Origin of the sequence: Actinomycetospora corticicola (genome assembly GCF_013409505.1) — a bacterium.
GTDB classification, from domain to species: domain Bacteria; phylum Actinomycetota; class Actinomycetes; order Mycobacteriales; family Pseudonocardiaceae; genus Actinomycetospora; species Actinomycetospora corticicola.
Window position 1 is genome coordinate 4931166 of record NZ_JACCBN010000001.1, and the last position, 17777, is coordinate 4948942.

General features: G+C 73.8%; 15 protein-coding genes. 11 read left to right on the top strand and 4 right to left on the bottom strand.

Features of this window, described 5'->3' with window-relative positions; all coding sequences use genetic code 11:
* The first annotated feature begins 58 nt into the window (after positions 1-58).
* On the top strand, positions 59-706 hold the full coding sequence (locus tag BJ983_RS23965; protein WP_179796100.1) for a bifunctional DNA primase/polymerase: 648 nt from the start codon (positions 59-61) through the stop codon (positions 704-706).
* Between the two features lie 504 nt (positions 707-1210).
* Here the strand turns inward: BJ983_RS23965 and BJ983_RS23970 are convergent.
* Complete coding sequence (locus tag BJ983_RS23970; protein WP_179796101.1) at positions 1211-3586, bottom strand: DEAD/DEAH box helicase; 2376 nt, start codon at positions 3584-3586, stop codon at positions 1211-1213.
* Positions 3587-3809: 223 nt separating this feature from the next.
* On the opposite strand from BJ983_RS23970, the gene BJ983_RS23975 reads away from it, so the two are divergent.
* The 3 genes from BJ983_RS23975 to topA all read left to right on the top strand — a co-directional run bounded on the left by BJ983_RS23975 (position 3810) and on the right by topA (position 10443).
* Entirely contained in the window at positions 3810-6128 is a 2319-nt protein-coding gene (locus BJ983_RS23975) for a sodium-translocating pyrophosphatase (RefSeq protein WP_179796102.1), read from the top strand.
* 281 nt (positions 6129-6409) lie between these two features.
* Entirely contained in the window at positions 6410-7255 is an 846-nt protein-coding gene (locus BJ983_RS23980) for a hypothetical protein (RefSeq protein WP_179796103.1), read from the top strand.
* A 167-nt stretch (positions 7256-7422) separates the two neighbouring features.
* The gene (topA, locus tag BJ983_RS23985) at positions 7423-10443 is read left to right on the top strand and encodes a type I DNA topoisomerase (RefSeq protein WP_246325645.1); all 3021 of its coding nucleotides are present in this window, start codon (positions 7423-7425) and stop codon (positions 10441-10443) included.
* Between the two features lies 1 nt (position 10444).
* Here topA and BJ983_RS23990 read toward each other — a convergent pair whose 3' ends face one another.
* A complete protein-coding gene (locus BJ983_RS23990; protein WP_179796104.1) occupies positions 10445-11143 on the bottom strand; it encodes a DUF998 domain-containing protein in 699 nt (232 codons plus the stop codon).
* Between the two features lie 73 nt (positions 11144-11216).
* Here BJ983_RS23990 and BJ983_RS23995 point away from each other — a divergent pair, with 73 nt between their 5' ends.
* Both BJ983_RS23995 and BJ983_RS32535 read left to right on the top strand, forming a co-directional pair.
* Positions 11217-11876 carry a TetR/AcrR family transcriptional regulator C-terminal domain-containing protein gene (locus BJ983_RS23995; RefSeq protein WP_179796105.1) on the top strand — a complete coding sequence of 220 codons (660 nt, stop codon included), beginning with the start codon at positions 11217-11219 and terminating at the stop codon, positions 11874-11876.
* Positions 11877-11955: 79 nt separating this feature from the next.
* The gene (locus BJ983_RS32535; RefSeq protein WP_218890444.1) at positions 11956-12732 is read left to right on the top strand and encodes an excalibur calcium-binding domain-containing protein; all 777 of its coding nucleotides are present in this window, start codon (positions 11956-11958) and stop codon (positions 12730-12732) included.
* A 1-nt stretch (position 12733) separates the two neighbouring features.
* On the opposite strand, the gene BJ983_RS24005 is transcribed toward BJ983_RS32535, so the two are convergent.
* Positions 12734-12949: a DUF4236 domain-containing protein gene (locus BJ983_RS24005; protein ID WP_218890446.1), complete on the bottom strand. Its 216-nt coding sequence runs from the start codon at positions 12947-12949 to the stop codon at positions 12734-12736.
* Positions 12950-13007: 58 nt separating this feature from the next.
* Here BJ983_RS24005 and BJ983_RS24010 point away from each other — a divergent pair, with 58 nt between their 5' ends.
* Both BJ983_RS24010 and BJ983_RS24015 read left to right on the top strand, forming a co-directional pair.
* On the top strand, positions 13008-13502 hold the full coding sequence (locus BJ983_RS24010; RefSeq protein ID WP_179796106.1) for a hypothetical protein: 495 nt from the start codon (positions 13008-13010) through the stop codon (positions 13500-13502).
* Positions 13503-13539: 37 nt separating this feature from the next.
* Positions 13540-14742 (top strand): DNA polymerase III subunit delta', encoded by a 1203-nt coding sequence (locus BJ983_RS24015; protein WP_343054331.1) that lies wholly within the window; start codon positions 13540-13542, stop codon positions 14740-14742.
* A gap of 6 nt (positions 14743-14748) precedes the next feature.
* Here BJ983_RS24015 and BJ983_RS24020 read toward each other — a convergent pair whose 3' ends face one another.
* Positions 14749-15615 carry a nuclease gene (locus BJ983_RS24020; RefSeq protein WP_179796107.1) on the bottom strand — a complete coding sequence of 289 codons (867 nt, stop codon included), beginning with the start codon at positions 15613-15615 and terminating at the stop codon, positions 14749-14751.
* 52 nt (positions 15616-15667) lie between these two features.
* Between BJ983_RS24020 and BJ983_RS24025 the strand changes: the two genes are divergently transcribed.
* The 3 genes from BJ983_RS24025 to BJ983_RS24035 are packed head-to-tail and all read left to right on the top strand — an operon-like array spanning position 15668 to position 17768.
* Complete coding sequence (locus BJ983_RS24025; RefSeq protein ID WP_179796108.1) at positions 15668-16777, top strand: serine hydrolase; 1110 nt, start codon at positions 15668-15670, stop codon at positions 16775-16777.
* 16 nt (positions 16778-16793) lie between these two features.
* Positions 16794-17252, top strand: coding sequence for a helix-turn-helix domain-containing protein (locus BJ983_RS24030; protein ID WP_179796109.1), 459 nt, complete (start codon positions 16794-16796; stop codon positions 17250-17252).
* A gap of 51 nt (positions 17253-17303) precedes the next feature.
* Positions 17304-17768, top strand: coding sequence for a hypothetical protein (locus tag BJ983_RS24035; protein WP_179796110.1), 465 nt, complete (start codon positions 17304-17306; stop codon positions 17766-17768).
* Positions 17769-17777: the final 9 nt, after the last annotated feature.

Sequence of the window (17777 nt, forward strand, 5' to 3'; positions counted from 1 at the left end):
CCTGCCGTTACTGGAGCAGGAACACCGCACGGGGTGGACCAGTACCGGGAGGACCCGCATGCAGTGGTGGGACAGCTACCGCGCCGTCTACGGCACCGAGCTCCGCGCCGAGGCCATGGTGCTCGCCGACCACGGCTGGGCGGTGGTTCCCGGGACCTTCCCGCAGGGTGAGGTCTGGACCGGTCGGGCGGAGGCCCCCCAGGCCGGCCCCGTCCCGGTGCTGGACGACTGGGCGGCGAAGGCGACGACCGACACGACGCAGATCGCCGACTGGTGGTCGGGCCTGCCCTACTCGATCCTGCTGCCCACCGGGCTCACGTTCGACGTCATCGAGGTGCCGGCGAGCATCGGCCGGCGGGCGGCCGCGGCGCTGCGCGCCGTCGGTGTCCCGGTGCCGATCGCAGCCACGCCGACCGGCGAATGGCTCTTCCCGGTGCTGCCGGGCGAGCCGCTGCGGCCCGACCTCGCGGGTCGTCCCGGCATGACGCTCCACGGTCGCGGCAGCTACCTCACCGCGCCCCCGTCGACCTTCCCGCAGGGCTCGATCCACTGGCGGGTCCGCCCGGCGGTGTCCGGCTGGCGGCTCCCGGACCCCTACAGCGTCCAGGACGCGATGGCCGAGGCCGTCCGCGAGCGCCCGCACCGCGGGCTCGGCGGCAGCTCGACCTACCGCCTGGCGACGGTCGCCACGGGCATCCGCTCGTAACGACCGGCACCACGCACCACCACAACCGAAGACACAACTGAAGACTCGGGTCGGCCTGGACCGCCGACGACGTCCCGCGGAGCGCGCCTGCCCCGCTGCTGCCCGCAGCAGGGACGTCCGGGTCCGGCAGACCCGCGGCGGTGGGCACCGGTCACGACGCGGAGCCCGCGCCGGCGGCCACGGGAGACGCGCCGCCGATCGCGTGGAGCGCGCACCGTGTGCCCACCGCCGCCCGTACAGCGCCGCAGGGCGGGTCGAGCCGATCCCCGCCCTGCGGCGTGGCAGACCTCCCCGCGGGTCGGGAGCCACGAGCTCCCGGCCCGCGGCGGAACCCACGTCCCGCCCCCGGATGTACGCGAGAGTGCCGTTCGCAGCCTCTAGGTGAGCGAAAGTGCCGTTCGCTCGCCGGGGGCCGGCGTTCAGCCCATCCCCGGATGTGCGCGAGAGTGCCGTTCGCAGCGTCTATGTGAGCGAGAGTGCCGTTCGCTCGCCGGGGGCCGGCGTTCAGCCCAGACGGGCGAGCACCGCCGTCAGCACCGCGATCGCCCCGGCCTTGTCGAGCGGGTCGTTCCCGTTGCCGCACTTCGGTGACTGCACGCAGGACGGGCAGCCCGACCGGCACTCGCAGTCGGCGATCGCGTCGCGGGTGGCCGACAGCCACACCTGCAGCGCCTCGTGCCCGCGGTCGGCGAACCCCGCCCCGCCCGGGTGCCCGTCGTGCACGAACACGGTGGGCCGGCCGGTGTCGGGGTGCAGCGCCGTGGAGACGCCGCCGATGTCCCACCGGTCGCAGGTGGCGACCAGCGGCATCAGCCCGATCGCCGCGTGCTCGGCGGCGTGCAGCGACCCCGGCACCCGGGCCGGGTCGATGCCGATCCCGGCGAGCAGCGACTCGGCGAGCGTGTACCAGACCGCCCGGGTCGCGAGGGTCCGCTCCGGGAGGTCCAGCGGCACCTGCTCGACGACCTGTCCCGAGGGCATCCGTCGCAGGTAGCCGACCACCTGGTTCGTCACCTCGACCGTGCCGAGACAGACCTGCAGCTCCGGTCCGTCGTCGGCCATCGCGCCGAACGACGAGCAGTGTTCGGTCTCGACCACCGCGATGTCGGTGACCGACCGGGACTGGGTGGTCCACTCCGGTTCCTCGGCGTGGACGTGGGCGATGTTCTCCTCGAGGTCGAGCGAGTCGACCACATAGCTCGTGCCCTGGTGCAGGTGCACCGCGCCCTCGTGCACCGTCGAGTGCGCCGCCCCCGGGTCGACCGTGCCGAGCATGCGGCCGGTCTCGGTCTCGACGATCACCACCTGCTCGCCGCCGGAGCCGCGGATGTCGACGCCGTGGTGCGGGGTCTCGGTCGGCAGCGCCCAGAACCAGCCCCCGCGCCGGTGGCGCAGCAGGCCCTCGGCCACGAGGTCGGCCAGCACCTCCCCGCTGCCCGGGAACACCTCGGAGACGTCCGCCGCGGTCAACGGCATCTCCGAGGCCGCGCAGGCCAGGTGCGGCGCCAGCACGTAGGGGTTCGTGGGGTCGAGCACGCACCGCTCGAGCGGGGCGCCCAGCAGCGCCGCCGGGTGGTGGACGAGGAAGGTGTCCAGCGGATCGTCCCGGGCCACGAGCAGCACCAGCGCGTCGTCGCCCGACCGGCCCGCCCGCCCCGCCTGCTGCCAGAACGACGCCCGCGTGCCCGGGAACCCGGCGACCACGACGGCGTCGAGCCCGGCGATGTCGATGCCGAGCTCGAGGGCGTTGGTGGTGGCCACGCCGCGGAGCTCGCCGGAGAGCAGGGACTCCTCGAGCGCCCGCCGCTCCTCGGGCAGGAAGCCCGCCCGGTACGCGGCGACCCGGCCCGCGAGGTCGGGGTCGACCTCCGCGAGCACCCGCCGGGCCCCGAGCGCCGTCAGTTCCGCGCCACGACGGGAGCGCACGAACGCCAGCGACCGGGCGCCCTCCACCACGAGGTCGGCGAGGATCCGGGAGGTCTCCGCGCCCGCGGACCGGCGCACGGGCGCCCCGTTCTCGCCGGTGATCTCCGGGAGCAGCGGCGGCTCCCACAGGCCGACCGCCCGGGCGCCGCGCGGCGACGCGTCGTCGGTGACCCCCACGACGTCGAGCCCGGTCAGCGCCGACGCCGACGTCGCCGGGTCCGACATGGTGGCGGACGCGAGCACGAAGACCGGCTTCGCGCCGTAGCGGGCGCAGACCCGGCGCAGCCGCCGCAGCAGCAGCGCGACGTGGGAGCCGAACACGCCGCGGTAGGCGTGCGCCTCGTCGATCACCACGTACCGCAGACGGCGCAGGAACGTGGTCCAGCGCCCGTGCCGGGGCAGGACCCCGCGGTGCAGCATGTCGGGGTTCGTGAAGATCCACCGTGCGGTGCGGCGGATCGCGTCCCGCTCGGCGTACGGGGTGTCGCCGTCGTAGGACGAGGCCCGCAGGCCGTCGGGGCCACCCGGGTCGAGCGCCCGCGCCGCGCGCAGCTGGTCGGCGCCCAGCGCCTTGGTGGGGGACAGGTACAGCGCGGTCGCGCGGGGGTCCGCCGTGAGCCCCGCGACCACCGGCAGCTGGTAGGCCAGCGACTTGCCGGACGCCGTGCCGGTGGAGACCACCACGTGCCGGCCCGCCCACGCGTGCTCCGCGGCCTCGGCCTGGTGCCCCCACGGGCCCAGGATGCCGCGCGCGACGAGCCGGGCACGGACGTCGTCGGGAACCCACCCCGGCCACGGCGCGCGCCGCCCCTCCCGCGCCGGGACCACCTCGGCGTGGGTCAGCGGAGCCTCGCCCTGCGGCGTGCCGGCCAGGACCCGACGGAGCAGGGCCGTGCCCCGCCCGTCGTCGTCGGGAACGCCCTCCGCTCGCTCCAGGGCCCCCACACCACTCACGCTCCCGAGACAATCACAGGTCCCCGACAGTCACCGGCTCCCGGGAAAGAAGCGCACGTCACAGCTTGATCGGGAACCGCGCCGCCGCGGGTGTCGGAGCACACCCATACACTTCGCCCCCTGTTCGTCCCGTGCGTCTCCACGCGTGGTGGCGGTCACTGTGCGCCGAGGACGCCGCCAGGCCTCCCGTCGTCGATCCGTTCCGTTCCAACCGGGAGGCTGGATGCAAGCGTCCGTCCTCGCTCAGGGAGTCGAGTTCTCCTCGAGCGAATACACGGTGGTCATCGGGGTGGCGGTCATCGCCGTCATCGCGCTGGTCGTCGGCTTCGTTCTCCGTAGTCAGGTGCTCGCCGCCGACGAGGGCACGCAGAACATGCGTGACATCGGTCGTGCGGTGCAGGAGGGCGCCCAGGCGTTCCTCAACCGCCAGTTCAAGACGCTGGCGCCCTTCATCGTCGTGGTCTTCCTCGTCCTGTTCGCCCTCCCGGCGACCAGCCTGGGCGAGCGCATCGGCCGCTCCATCGCCTTCGTCTTCGGCGCCCTGTTCTCCATGGCCATCGGCTACCTGGGGATGAACCTGGCGACCAAGGCCAACATCCGCGTCGCCGCCGCCTCGACCACCCAGGGCGGCCGCGACAAGGGCGCGCGGATCGCGTTCCGCACCGGCGGCTTCGTCGGCATGTTCACCGTCGGCCTCGGCCTGCTGGGCGCGTCGGTCGTCGTCCTGATCTTCGTGGCCGAGGCGCCGCGCGTGCTCGAGGGCTTCGGCCTCGGCGCCGCCCTGCTCGCCATGTTCATGCGCGTCGGCGGCGGCATCTTCACCAAGGCCGCCGACGTCGGCGCCGACCTCGTCGGCAAGGTCGAGCAGAACATCCCCGAGGACGACCCCCGCAACGCGGCGACCATCGCCGACAACGTGGGCGACAACGTCGGTGACTGCGCCGGCATGGCGGCGGACCTCTTCGAGTCCTATGCCGTCACCCTGGTCGCGGCCCTGATCCTCGGCTCGGTGGCCTTCGGCTCGCTGGGCCTGACCTACCCGCTGATCGTCCCGGCGATCGGTGTCCTCACCGCGATCATCGGCGTGTTCATCACGCGGACCCGCGACGGGGAGAACGCCCTCAAGGCGATCAACCGCAGCTTCTACATCTCGGCGGCCATCTCCATCGTGCTGTGCACGGTGGCGGCGTTCGTCTACCTGCCGTCGAGCTTCGCCGACCTGCCCGGGGTCAACGTCGAGCGCATCGGCGACCTGGCCGCGGCCGGCAACCCGGCGGTCATCGCGGCCGCGGCCGTGATCATCGGCATCGTGCTGGCGATCATCATCCTGGCGCTGACCGGCTACTACACCGGCACCGAGACCCAGCCGGTCAAGGACGTCGGGACGAGCTCGCTCACCGGTGCGGCGACGGTCATCCTCGCCGGCATCTCGGTCGGCTTCGAGTCGGCCGTCTACACCGCGATCGTCATCGGCGCCGCGGTCTACGGCGCGTTCCTGCTGTCCGGCTCGGTCTTCGTCGCGCTGTTCGCGGTGGCGCTGGCCGGTACCGGCCTGCTCACCACGGTCGGCGTCATCGTCGCCATGGACACCTTCGGTCCGGTCTCCGACAACGCCCAGGGCATCGCCGAGATGTCCGGGGACGTCGAGGGTGCCGGCGCCGACATCCTCACCGAGCTCGACGCGGTGGGGAACACGACCAAGGCCATCACCAAGGGCATCGCGATCGCGACCGCCGTCCTCGCCGCCACGGCGCTGTTCGGCTCGTACAACGACGCGATCCAGTCGGCCCTGACCGAGGTCAACGTCCGGGCGGAGGACGCCGGCACGGCGTTCACCAACGCGGTCACGGCGCCGAACCTGCTGGTCGGCGTCATCCTCGGTGCGGCCGTGGTGTTCATGTTCTCGGGTCTCGCGGTCAACGCGGTGTCCCGCGCCGCGGGCGCCGTGGTCTACGAGGTCCGTCGCCAGTTCTCCACCCGTCCCGGCATCATGGACGGCTCGGAGCGCCCGGAGTACGGCCGCGTGGTCGACATCTGCACCCGTGACTCGCTGCGCGAGCTGGCCACTCCCGGCCTGCTCGCGATCCTCGCCCCGATCGCCGTCGGCTTCGGCCTCGGCGTCGGTCCGCTCGCGGGTTACCTCGGCGGCGCGATCGCCGCGGGCACGCTCATGGCGGTCTTCCTCGCGAACTCGGGCGGCGCCTGGGACAACGCGAAGAAGCTGGTCGAGGACGGCAACCACGGTGGCAAGGGATCGGACGCCCACGAGGCCACGATCATCGGTGACACCGTCGGCGACCCGTTCAAGGACACCGCCGGCCCGTCGATCAACCCGCTGCTCAAGGTCATGAACCTGGTCGCGGTGCTGATCGCGCCCGCCGTCGTCACGCTCTCGATCGGTCCCGACGCCAACCCGGCGGTCCGGATCCTGATCGCCGTCGTGGCGCTCGTCGGCATCGCGGTGGCGATCTTCATCTCGAAGCGCCGCTCGACGTCGATCGCGGACACCAACACCGACGCCCCGGCGTCCGTGTCGGCCTAGCCCCACCCCACGAAGGGCGTCGTCCGCACCGGACGGCGCCCTTCGTGCTGTCCGGGCCCGTGGCGGCCGCGAGGGTGACGTGAGGCAGCACCGAGGGCCCGGGAACGTGCCTGATGTGCATCTCGCGGGCCGGACGGCTGCCGCCGGTCCGCGAGGGTGACGTGAGGCAGCCCCGAGGACCCGGGAACCTGCGTGGCGTGAACCCCGCGGCGCCGGCACGAAGCACGCGACACGGCGCGTGATCGACCACGGTTCGAACGCATGTTCTAGAGTGCGCGCGCGTGGGGCAGATGTCGTTCTACTCGGCGGACGCCCTGCCGCGCGCGATCACCGACCTCGAGGGGGTGCTCTGCGCCGGCGGGGGCATGTCCCTGTTCGGCCGCGGGACGGCCGCGCGCCTCACGATCGTCCTCGGTGCTCCTCCGGTCCCCGAGGAGCCGCCCGAGGACGACGAGGGCCTTCCCGACGACGGGTCGGTGCCGGTCGAGGAGACGGCCCCGACCCCACCGCCGGAGCCGCCCGCCCCACCCCGTCCTGCGCCGCCGCAACGGGTCTGGGACGAGGGCGTCGACGACATCCCCGACGACGACCTCCCGGTGCGCCACGACGGGCCCCCGCCCGGCGCCACGGAGGAGCCGCCGCCGGCGCCCGAGCCGGACCCGCCCGTCGTCGGGATCGCGGACCCGATGACGGAGTGGCGCGCGCACGCCCTGTGCTGTGCCTTCCGGGGGCGCGGGGTGCCCGCCGAGGTGGAGCGCCTGGCGGACGGACGTCCGGTGGTGCGCAGCGCGTTCCGGGCCGATCTGCTGCCGCTCGCCCAGCACTGGCACACCGACCCGAAGCACGTGCCGGATCCCCTCCAGCTGGACGGGCCGCGGCTGCGGCTCTGGGTCCTGGCCGCCGGACGCTGGACGGGCCGTGCCTACACTCTCGGTCTCGACCCGCTCGCACCGACGACCCACGAGCCCCTGCTCACGGCCTGTCAACGGGCGGGCCTCGGCGCCACCCTCGCCGGGGACCCCGACGGACCCGTCGTCAAGATCGTCGGGCGGGCACGGCAGCGCAGGCTCGCCGAGCTGGTCGGGGACCGGCCACGGCACCTCCACGACGGGGTGTGGCCGGACTGACGGTCCCGATTCAGGCCCGTGACCAGCAGTGATCGATGGGTGAGGCGGGAACGACCGCGCCGCGGACGACGTTCTCGATGGCACGGGGGTCGCCGTGAGGCACACTGGCGACCAGTGGGGGACCCGACAGTGGTCCACCGCGAGGCGACGAGACGGGGCATGACTGGATGGCAGCGCGAGAGGCAGCGGCTGGGAAGTCGGCATCGGGATCGGCACGGAGCGCGACCGCGACGGCGGACCCCGCGACGGCCGAGGAGTCGACCGCCCCGGCCCCGCGCGCCCGCGCGTCGAGCCCGCGCAAGAGCGCGGCCAAGGGCGGCGGACGCAAGAACGGCGGCGGGACGGCGACCCCGGCCGGTGACGGCAACCGCCGGCTGGTGATCGTCGAGTCGCCCGCCAAGGCCCGCAAGATCGCGGACTACCTCGGCTCGAGCTACATCGTCGAGTCCAGCCGCGGCCACATCCGCGACCTGCCGCGCGGTGCCGCCGACGTCCCCGCCAAGTACAAGGGCGAGAGCTGGGCGCGCCTCGGGGTCGACGTCGACAACTCCTTCGAGCCGCTCTACGTCGTGACGCCGGACAAGAAGTCCACGGTCTCCGAGCTCAAGGACGCCCTCAAGGAGGTCGACGAGCTCTACCTCGCGACGGACGGTGACCGCGAGGGCGAGGCCATCGCGTGGCACCTGCTCGAGACGCTCAAGCCGAAGGTCCCGGTGCGCCGGATGGTCTTCCACGAGATCACCGAGTCGGCCATCCGCGCCGCCGCCGCGAACCCGCGCGAGCTCGACCACGACCTGGTCGACGCGCAGGAGACCCGCCGCATCCTCGACCGCCTCTACGGCTACGAGGTCAGCCCCGTGCTGTGGAAGAAGGTCATGCCGAAGCTCTCGGCGGGCCGCGTCCAGTCGGTGGCGACCCGCGTGATCGTCGAGCGCGAGCGCGAGCGGATGGCGTTCGTGTCCGCCGGCTACTGGGGCATCGACGCGGTGCTCAACACGAACAAGGCCGAGGGCACCGGCAACACCTCGACGTTCAAGGCCTCGCTGAGCAAGGTCGACGACCGCCGTGTGGCCACCGGACGCGACTTCGACGCCCGCGGACAGCTGCGCTCCGACGAGGTGTACCGGCTCGACGAGGCCACCGCGCGGCGCCTGACGGAGGCCTTGGGCTCGAGCACCTACACGGTCGCCTCGGTCGAGGACAAGCCGTACACCCGCAAGCCCTACCCGCCGTTCATGACCTCCACGCTCCAGCAGGAGGGCGGCCGCAAGCTGCGGTTCTCGTCCGAGCGGACGATGCGCACCGCGCAGCGGCTGTACGAGAACGGCTACATCACCTACATGCGTACGGACTCCACGACGCTCTCGGAGACCGCCATCAACGCCGCGCGCAGCCAGGCGCGCGACCTCTACGGCGCCGAGAACGTCGCGGAGCAGCCGCGGCAGTACACGCGCAAGGTGAAGAACGCCCAGGAGGCCCACGAGGCCATCCGGCCCGCCGGGGACTCCTTCCGGACGCCGGGTCAGGTCGCGAACGAGCTCGGCGGCGACGAGTTCCGGCTCTACGAGCTGATCTGGCAGCGGACCATCGCGAGCCAGATGCGCGACGCGCGCGGCACGACGATGACGGTGCGGATCGAGGCGACCGCCGCGACCGGCGAGGCGTGCACGTTCTCCGCGTCCGGCCGCACGATCACCTTCCCCGGCTTCCTGCGGGCCTACGTCGAGACGGTCGACGACCTCGAGGGCGGCCAGGCCGACGACGCCGAGTCCCGCCTCCCGCGCCTGGCCGAGCAGCAGGCCCTGACGGCCGACCAGCTCGACCCGTCCGGGCACGCGACCAGCCCGCCCGCCCGCTACACCGAGGCGAGCCTGGTCAAGACCCTGGAGGAGCGCGGCATCGGCCGCCCGTCGACGTACGCGTCGATCATCAACACCATCCAGGAGCGCGGGTACGTCTGGAAGAAGGGCAGCGCGCTCGTCCCCAGCTGGATCGCGTTCGCCGTCATCGGGCTGATGGAGAAGCACTTCGGGCGGCTCGTCGACTACGACTTCACCGCCACCCTCGAGGACGAGCTCGACGCGATCGCCTCGGGCAACGCGCAGCGCCAGACCTGGCTGTCGCACTTCTACTTCGGCGGCGACGCGGACTCCCCGAACGGCTCCGGCGGGGACGGCGTCGAGGCGTCCATGACCCAGCTGGGCGGCCTGAAGAAGCTCGTCGGGGACAACCTCGAGGGCATCGACGCGCGCGAGGTCAACTCGCTGCGGATGTTCGCCGACTCCGAGGGCCGCGACGTCGTCGTCCGGGTGGGGCGCTACGGCCCCTACCTGGAGCGGATGGTCACCGGCGACGACGGCGAGGAGAAGAGCCAGCGCGCCAACCTCCCCGACGACCTCCCGCCCGACGAGCTCGACCTCGACCTGGCCGAGCAGCTCTTCGCGACGCCGCAGGAGGGTCGCTCGCTCGGCACCGACCCGGAGTCGGGCCACGAGATCCTCGCGAAGGAGGGTCGCTTCGGGCCGTACGTCACCGAGCAGCTTCCCGAGGGCGCGAAGGAGAAGCCCCGCACCGGCTCGCTGTTCAAGTCGATGACGCTCTCCGAGATCACCCTCGAGGACGCCCTGAAGCTCCTGAGTCTCCCCCGCGTCGTCGGGAAGGACCCGGAGACCGGCGAGGAGATCACCGCGCAGAACGGGCGGTACGGGCCCTACATCAAGAAGGACAAGGACTCGCGGTCGCTCGACAGCGAGGACAAGCTCTTCACGGTGACGCTGGAGGAGGCGCAGAAGATCTTCGCGCAGCCCAAGCAGCGGGGTCGTGCCGCGGCGAAGCCGCCGCTCAAGGAGCTGGGCAAGGACCCGGTCTCGGGCGAGCCGATGGTGGTCAAGGACGGTCGCTTCGGGCCGTACGTCACCGACGGCACCGGCTACAACGCCTCGCTGCGCAAGGGCGACAGCGTCGAGACGCTGACCGACGAGCGGGCCTCCGAGCTCCTCGCCGAGAAGCGCGCCAAGGGCCCGGCTCCGAAGAAGGCCCCGGCCGCGAAGTCGACCGCCGCGAAGAAGCCCGCCGCGAAGTCGACCGCCGCGAAGTCGACCACTGCCAAGTCGACCACGACGAAGACGGCGGCCGCGAAGAAGGCGCCCGCCAAGCGGACGACCACGCGGAAGTCGCCGACGACCTGATCTACCCGGCGGGCGTCAGCAAGGGCGTCCGCCGGTACAGGTCGAGGCAGGTGACGGCGAGCCACGCCCAGGCCAGGACCACCGCGACCCAGAAGCCGATCACGACGACGGGTGCGGCGGAGCCGCTCGCGACGCCTGCGAACGCGACGAGGAAGACGACGCCGACGACCCGGCCGAACCACGGCCGGGCGGCCGGGACCGCGAAGCACGCGACGATCAGGCACAGGAAGCCGAGTCCGGCGGACACCAGGTGCCCGAGCCCGCCGACGGTGATGGCCGTGGCGGTCCCGGTGGGTGCTCCCGGCGGGAACCCGTTCATCGGGTCGGCGACGAACACCCCGGCGCCCACCAGTCCCACGCCGTAGCCCACGACGAGCCACCCGCTCCACGGACGTCGCGTCCGCAGCGTCCGCAGGGACCGGACCACGCCCACGCCGGCCGCGACCGTCATGAGCCCGCAGACGACGAAGGTCGTGATCTGCACCCACCCGCCCGGCCCGTTCGCGAGCAACGAGACGTCGTGGCGGGCGAGGTCGAACCCGTCGCGCACGAGGCCCTGCACGAGTGCGGAGACCACGTAGAGCGGGCCGGCGATGAGGCCGTACCCGAGCAGCGAGCGCGTCACGGCGGCGTACCGGTCGGCGTCGCCCCGGCCCACGAGCGGGCTGCCGGAGGGGCCGGTCGGGCGGGACGTGGTCATGGCGGGGGCCTCTCTGGACTGATCAGTACCCGAGCTGGACCGGACGGTACCGAGAGCAGTACCGTCCGGTCCAGTGGACGAGCTGATCGTGCGGATCGACGGCACCGGACCCTCCGGGCGGCGCCGTGACGAGCCCGCGCGTGCCGCGATCGTCCGGGCGGCCACCGAGCAGTTCCTCGCCGAGGGATTCCAGGCGACCGGGACCGACCGCATCGCGGCGGCCGCCGCCGTCTCCAAGCAGACGGTCTACAACCAGTTCGGCGACAAGCGCAGCCTGTTCGCCGCGGTCGTCCTCGGGGTGACCGCGATGGCCGAGGCCTTCGGCGCCGACCTGACCACCGCGCTCCGCGCCGTCGAGCGCCAGGACGAGGTCGAGCCGGCACTGCGCGGCCTGCTGCGCCGGTGGGCGGCGACCGTGCTGAGCCCCCGGGTGCTCGCCGTCCGCCGCCTCGTGATCGCCGAGGCGGGCCGCTTCCCCGAGCTCGCCGCCGAGTACCACCGCCGGGCTCCGGCAGCGTCGGTACAAGCCGTCGGCGCCGGGCTCGAGGACCTGGCCCGGCGCGGGCTGGTGCGCCTCGACGACCCGCACCGCGTCGCCGCCGACCTCGCGTTCGTCCTCGTCGGGCCCGAGCTCGACCACGCGCTCTTCCACCCGGACGCCGCCGCCCCCGACGAGCAGCGGCTCGACGCCCTCGTCGACCACGCCCTGGCCGTCGTCCGCCCCCTCGGGTAACGCGGAGGTCAAGGCCTTCGATAGCCCGGTCGTCGCAGGCGCAGGGTGCGCTCGGCCGATCGGGAATCCGGGGGGATCCGTGCGCATCGTCGCGCTCGTCGTGGGGGCCGTCGTGGCCGTGCTGCTGCTCGCCGGCTGTGTGCCGGAGACGTCGTCCCGCTCCTTCCCGACGTCGGGTGGCGGGGCTGCCGGCGTCGCCTCGCCGGTGGCCGACACCGCCGCCGGCGCCGGGGGAGGCGACACGACCGGCGCGATGGTCACCCGCGTGATCGACGGCGACACGTTCGTCGTCGACGGCGGCACCGAGGTGCGGGTGCTCGGCATCGACTCCTGCGAGGCCCCGACGGTCGGCGGACGGAAGGCCACGCGGGCCGCCGAGGACGCGATCCTCGGCCAATCCGTGCGGCTCACCACCGAGCCCGGCGTCGACCTCGACCGCTACGGCCGCCAGCTGCGCTACGTCTCCTACTCCGGCGGCGACTTCGCCGAGATGATGGTCCGCGCCGACCACACGGCCATCTACTCGAAGGGGCGCAACGACGCGTCGCCCGCGGTGCAGGCCCGCCTGCGTGGCCTGGACGGCAACGGCCGCACCTGCGGGGGCGCGACCACCAGCACCACCCGGACCGCCGCGCCCGTCGTCGGGAATCCGTCGCCGAAGCCGCAGCCCAAGCCGAAGCCGCAGTCCCAGGCGCCGAAGCCGGCCCCGCGGCCCGTGGCCGCGGCGCCGAAGCCCGCCGGCTCGTACAAGAACTGCAGCGAGGCCCGCGCCGCCGGCGTCACCCCGCTGCACCGCGGCCAGGCGGGCTACGCGCCCAAGCTGGACCGCGACGGCGACGGCGTCGCCTGCGAGTGACTCAGTCCGACGTGTACGAGTAGCCGCCCGGGAGGTCGACGGTGCTCTTCTTCGTGCGGCTGTTCCACGTCCACGGGCCGAGCTTGACCGAGTACGACACGGTCTTGCCGGACTCGGAGCGCGACACGTTGCGCCAGATCGGGAGCGGGCCCAGCCGACGCTTCTTGCGGTAGTTCAGTCCCATGCCGGTCTCCTGCCCGCTGCCCGACATCGCCACGCGCGGCGGGCTCCGTGGAGTACTGGCCGATGCCACCCGAAAGTGTGATGGTCGAGAGATGGACGAGCGCAGGACCGAGGGGTTCCAGGACCCCCTCGCCGGGCCGGACGGGACCGGGACCCGACGGGAGGACGACCCGACGGTCGCCGCGTCGGCCCCGTACGACCTGCGGCTCCCGGGCCCGACCGAGCCCGACGCGGTGGCACGGTGGATGGACGCCGACCGCGAGCGGGCGCTGCGCCCGATCGCGCGCGACGTGCCGCCACCGCGCCCGATCCCGCGTCCCCGGACCGAGCGGGTGCTGCCGCCCGAGTACGTCGCGCCGTCGACGGCCGGGCCGGCCGACGTCGAGGAGTCGGCCTGGCAGCGGGAGCGACGCGAGGAGGCGGAGTTCCGGGCGCAGTTCGGGGAGTGGCGCGCCGGGGCGCGGCGCCCCGCAGGTCCGTCCGGGGCCGGGGCCCGTCACCCCCTGGGCGGGGTGCGGCTGGGTGCGCCGTTGATCGTGCTGACCGCGGTCCTCATCGCGGTGTTCGCGCTGGCCCTGCACCTGTAGGCGGAGGCTGTCGGGGGGCTGGGGCATCATCGGACCCGTGAGCGTGTGGTCGCAGGTCGTGGGGCAGCCGGAGGCGGTGGCGGAGCTCCGCGCGGCCGCCGAGCACGCGGCGCACGTGCGGTTCAGTTTCGACGACCCGGAGGACGGGCCGCGGCAGTCCGGCGGGATGACACACGCGTGGCTGTTCACCGGGCCGCCCGGGTCGGGTCGGTCGGTGGCGGCGCGCGCGTTCGCGGCGGCCCTGCAGTGCCCGCGCGGTGGGTGCGACGCGTGCCAGGTCTGCCACACGGTGCTGGCGGGCACGCACGCGGACGTCCACGAGGTGGCCACCGAGGGGCTGTCGCTGAGCGTCAAGGAGATGCGCGCGGTCATCGAGCGGGCCGCGCGGATGCCCACTACCGCCCGCTGGCAGGTCGTCCTCATAGAGGACGCCGACCGGATGACCGAGCAGGCGTCCAACGCGGTGCTCAAGGCGGTCGAGGAACCGAACGAGCGCACGGTGTTCCTGCTCTGTGCCCCGAGCGAGCACCCCGATGACGTCAGCGTCACCATCCGGTCCCGCTGTCGCCCGCTGCGGCTGCGCACCCCGCAGGCGGCGGCGATCGCCGAGGTGCTGCGCGAGCGCGACGGGATCGACGCGCAGACCGCCTCGTGGGCGGCGAGCGTGAGCGGCGGGCACATCGGGCGGGCCCGGCGCCTCGCGCGCGACGAGGACGCACGCGAACGCCGCGAGAAGGTGCTGGCCGTGCCGCGGGCGCTGCGCAGTGCGGCCGAGGTGTTCGAGGCGGCCGACGGGATGCTGGCCGCCGCGGAGGCCGAGGTCGCCGCCGTCACCGGCGCGCGCGACGAGGCCGAGCGCGAGGAGCTCGCCGTCTCGATGGGCGCGGGCGGCACCGGCAAGGGGGTCGCGTCGGCGCAGCGTGCGGCGAAGGCGGCGGAGAAGGAGCTCGAGAAGGCGCAGAAGGCGCGGCAGACCCGCACGAAGCGCGACTCGATCGACCGGGCGCTCATCGACCTCGCGGGCTACTACCGCGACGTGCTCGTCCGCGGGTTCGGCGCCGAGGTCGCCGCCACGCACCCCGACCGCGCGATCGAGGTGGAGAACGCCGCGCGCGACGGGTCGCGCGAGTCCGCGCTCCGGCGCCTCGAGGCCGTGCTGGCCTGCCGTGAGGCGCTGGAGACGAACGTGAAGCCGCAGATCGCGGTCGAGGCGATGGTGACGGCCCTGCGGGCGGGGTAGTCGCGCTCAGTCCTCGACGAAGACCAGGTCGGTGATCGGCACCGTGAGCGAGACCCGGTCGCCGTCCTGCGTGATCAGCGCGGACAGGGTCGTGCGCCGGCCCGCGGCCTCGACCGGGTCGTCGTCGGCGCCCTGGTCGCGGAGCCATTCGAGGAAGGTCCCGGACGTGTCCGCGCGCAGGTAGTCGGTCGCGCGGCGGAAGAGCTTGGGCAGGATCAACTGCCCGTCCGGTCCGACGTCGGCCTGCTTCGTCAGCGTGAACCCGCCCGACCGGTCGGCCGCCCACACGCTGCCCGGCCCCGTCGCCGAGGCGGCGAGTTCGAGGAAGCGGCGCCGTACCGGCTCCGGGGTCGAGGTGTACAGCGTGAGGTAGGCGCGGCCGCCCGTCGTCTGCGCCGCGTTGACCGAGGCGTCGACGACGGTGGCCGGGTCGATTTCGTCGCCGTCCGCGTGGGCCTGGGCCGCGTCCCCGGTCACGAGCAGGGTCACCGGACGGCCGTTGACCTCGACGAGCGCGGCGCAGATCGCGGCGGGCACCGAGTCGGGGGTCGCCGCGGTGACCGTGCCGTTGTCGTCGAACCGGACCTCGCGGAACCCCACCGCGTCGAGCAGCGTCGCGCGGGCCTCGTCGGCGAGGGGCTGCGCCTGGTCCTGGTAGTGGGTCTCCGGGGCGTCGATCGCGTCGAGGCGCAGCTGGATGCTCCCGTCGCGCTCGCTCGGACGGACTCGACGGCCGTTCTCCAGCCCCCGCACGGTCGCGATCTCGTCGGGCACGAACCGCACCGAGTCGCCGTCGGGGGAGTAGCCGACCACCACGAGCCGGCCGCGGATCCACGTGAACGCCATGCCGGTGTCCTGCCCCACGACGCTCACGGCCACGCCGTCGGGGAGGCGAACATCGCGCGACGCCTGCTAGCTTGTCGGCATGTCGAGATTCCGGATTCTCGTAATCACGGTGGTCGCGGGTGTGGTGCTGGTGGGCTGCGCCGGAGGAACGGCCGCCGTCCCGCCGTCGACCCCGCTGCGACCGGCCGGCTGCACGGCCCCGACGTCGACCGACCTCACCACCCCCGACGGGTGGCTCGGGCGCATCGCGATCCGACCCGACACTGTCGGGCTCGTGGTCGACGACGGGCGCGGACACGTCGTCTCGCACGCTCCCGACACGCCCCTCCCGCTCGCCTCGGCCGTCAAGGTCGTGCACCTGACGGCGTACGCCGCCGCGGTGGCCGACGGACGGGTGCGCGCCGACGGGCGGGTCACCCGCGCCGACTGGGAGCGCTGGTACGTGCCGGGCACGGACGGGAACGCGCACCCGAGCGCCCTCCAGCGGCTCGGTCCCGGCCCGGACTACACCGTCGGCCAGCTGGTCACCGCGATGATCCGGGAGAGCGACAACGCCGCGGCCGACTGGGTGCGGGCGCGGCTCGGCGACGACGCCCTCCGGGCGGCCGCCGCCTCGACCGGCTGGACGGACGTCGAGCTGCCCGGGTTCGCCGGTGCGGCGGCCCGCCTCGCCATGCCGGACCTCGTGCCGGCGGGGGCGAGTCACGCTCAGGTCGTGGACCTCGACGGTCCCCTCGGCCGTCGGGTCGCCGACGACCCGGCCTTCCGCGACGAGGTCGCCCGCCGGATCGCCGCCGCGGCGCAGCAGGACCCGGCCCGCTTCGTCGCCGACGCGCGCGCCTGGTCGGCGACCACCGCGCTGGGCACGCCCGCCCAGCTGCTCGGCGTCCACCGGGCGATCGCGACCGGGGCCGTCCCCGGCGCCGACCTCGCCGCGCGGGAGCTGACCTGGCAGGGGCCGACACCCGGCGTCGGGACCGTGGGGTTCAAGAGCGGCAGCTTCGTCGACGTCCTCACCTTCGGGGGCTTCCTGCGTCGGAACGACGGCTCCCTCGGCTACGCCGTCGTGCTCGGCCGCGACCTCCCCGCGACCCCGCCGGTCGGCGAGCAGGTCGCGGGCCAGCAGGGCCTCGCGCTGAACGCCCTCGTGTCGTCGCGGTGGCTCGACCGCCTGCTCTGCGTCGCGTGAGTGGGACGATCACGGCGTGACCGACGACGAGCGCCTCGCCGCCCTCGAGGCCCGCGTCACGGCGTTGGAGGCCGCCGCTCCGTCGTCGTCCGCGGAGGTCGTCGACGACTCCGGGGTCGTGTCCTACGAGGGCGCGGTCCGGCTCCACGGCGAGGTGTCGTGGCGCATCGACTACTCGCCGTCGGCCGCCCTCGGGCTACCGGCCGCCCCCACGGCCGAGGTCCTCGCCGCGCTCGGCCACCCGGTGCGGCTCGCGCTGGTCCGCCGCCTGCTCACCGGCCCCGCCTCGGCGGCCGAGCTCCAGGACGCCGCCGAGCTCTCCTCGACGGGGCAGGTCTACCACCACCTGCGCGCCCTGACCGCAGCCCGCGTCGTCGAGCAGGACGGCCGCTCCTTCCGCGTCCCCGCCACGGGCGTCGTCCCGGTCCTGACGATGCTCCTCGCCGCCGGCGACGTCGCCGGACTGCTCCGCTGAGTTCGTCCATTCCGTTCCCGACGACGGGTCCGGCTGATTAGCGTGGGTCGGGTGAGCGTCCCGGTGCCGCCCGGCCTGTACACGGAGCCGTCCCGTGGCGCCCCGCCCTTCCCCGCTCCGCCGCCCCAGGCCTCCGACCCGACCGTCCTGTCCACCGGCCAGGTCATGCCGCGCCAGGCGATGCCGGTCGCCGACGTCGGGAACGCGTTCTCCGTCGACCTCGCCGCGGCGCCCCAGGTGCTGCGGGACCTACAGCAGGCCGTCGAGGAACTCACCGCGATGAGGCGGGACGCGGTCCAGCTGGGCAAGATCGACCCGGGCACCGGCGACCAGGTGAGTCGTGATGCCGCAACGGTCTTCGAGGCCATCGCCGTCGGTGGACCCGGGAGTCTCCTGAACGCGATCGACGGCGGAATCAGCCGAATCGAGGGGCTGATGACCGCGATCGAGACGGAACTCCGTGACTACCAGACCGCAGAAGATGCGAGTCGACGCGGGTTCGATGCGCGGCCGTGAGGCGGTCTG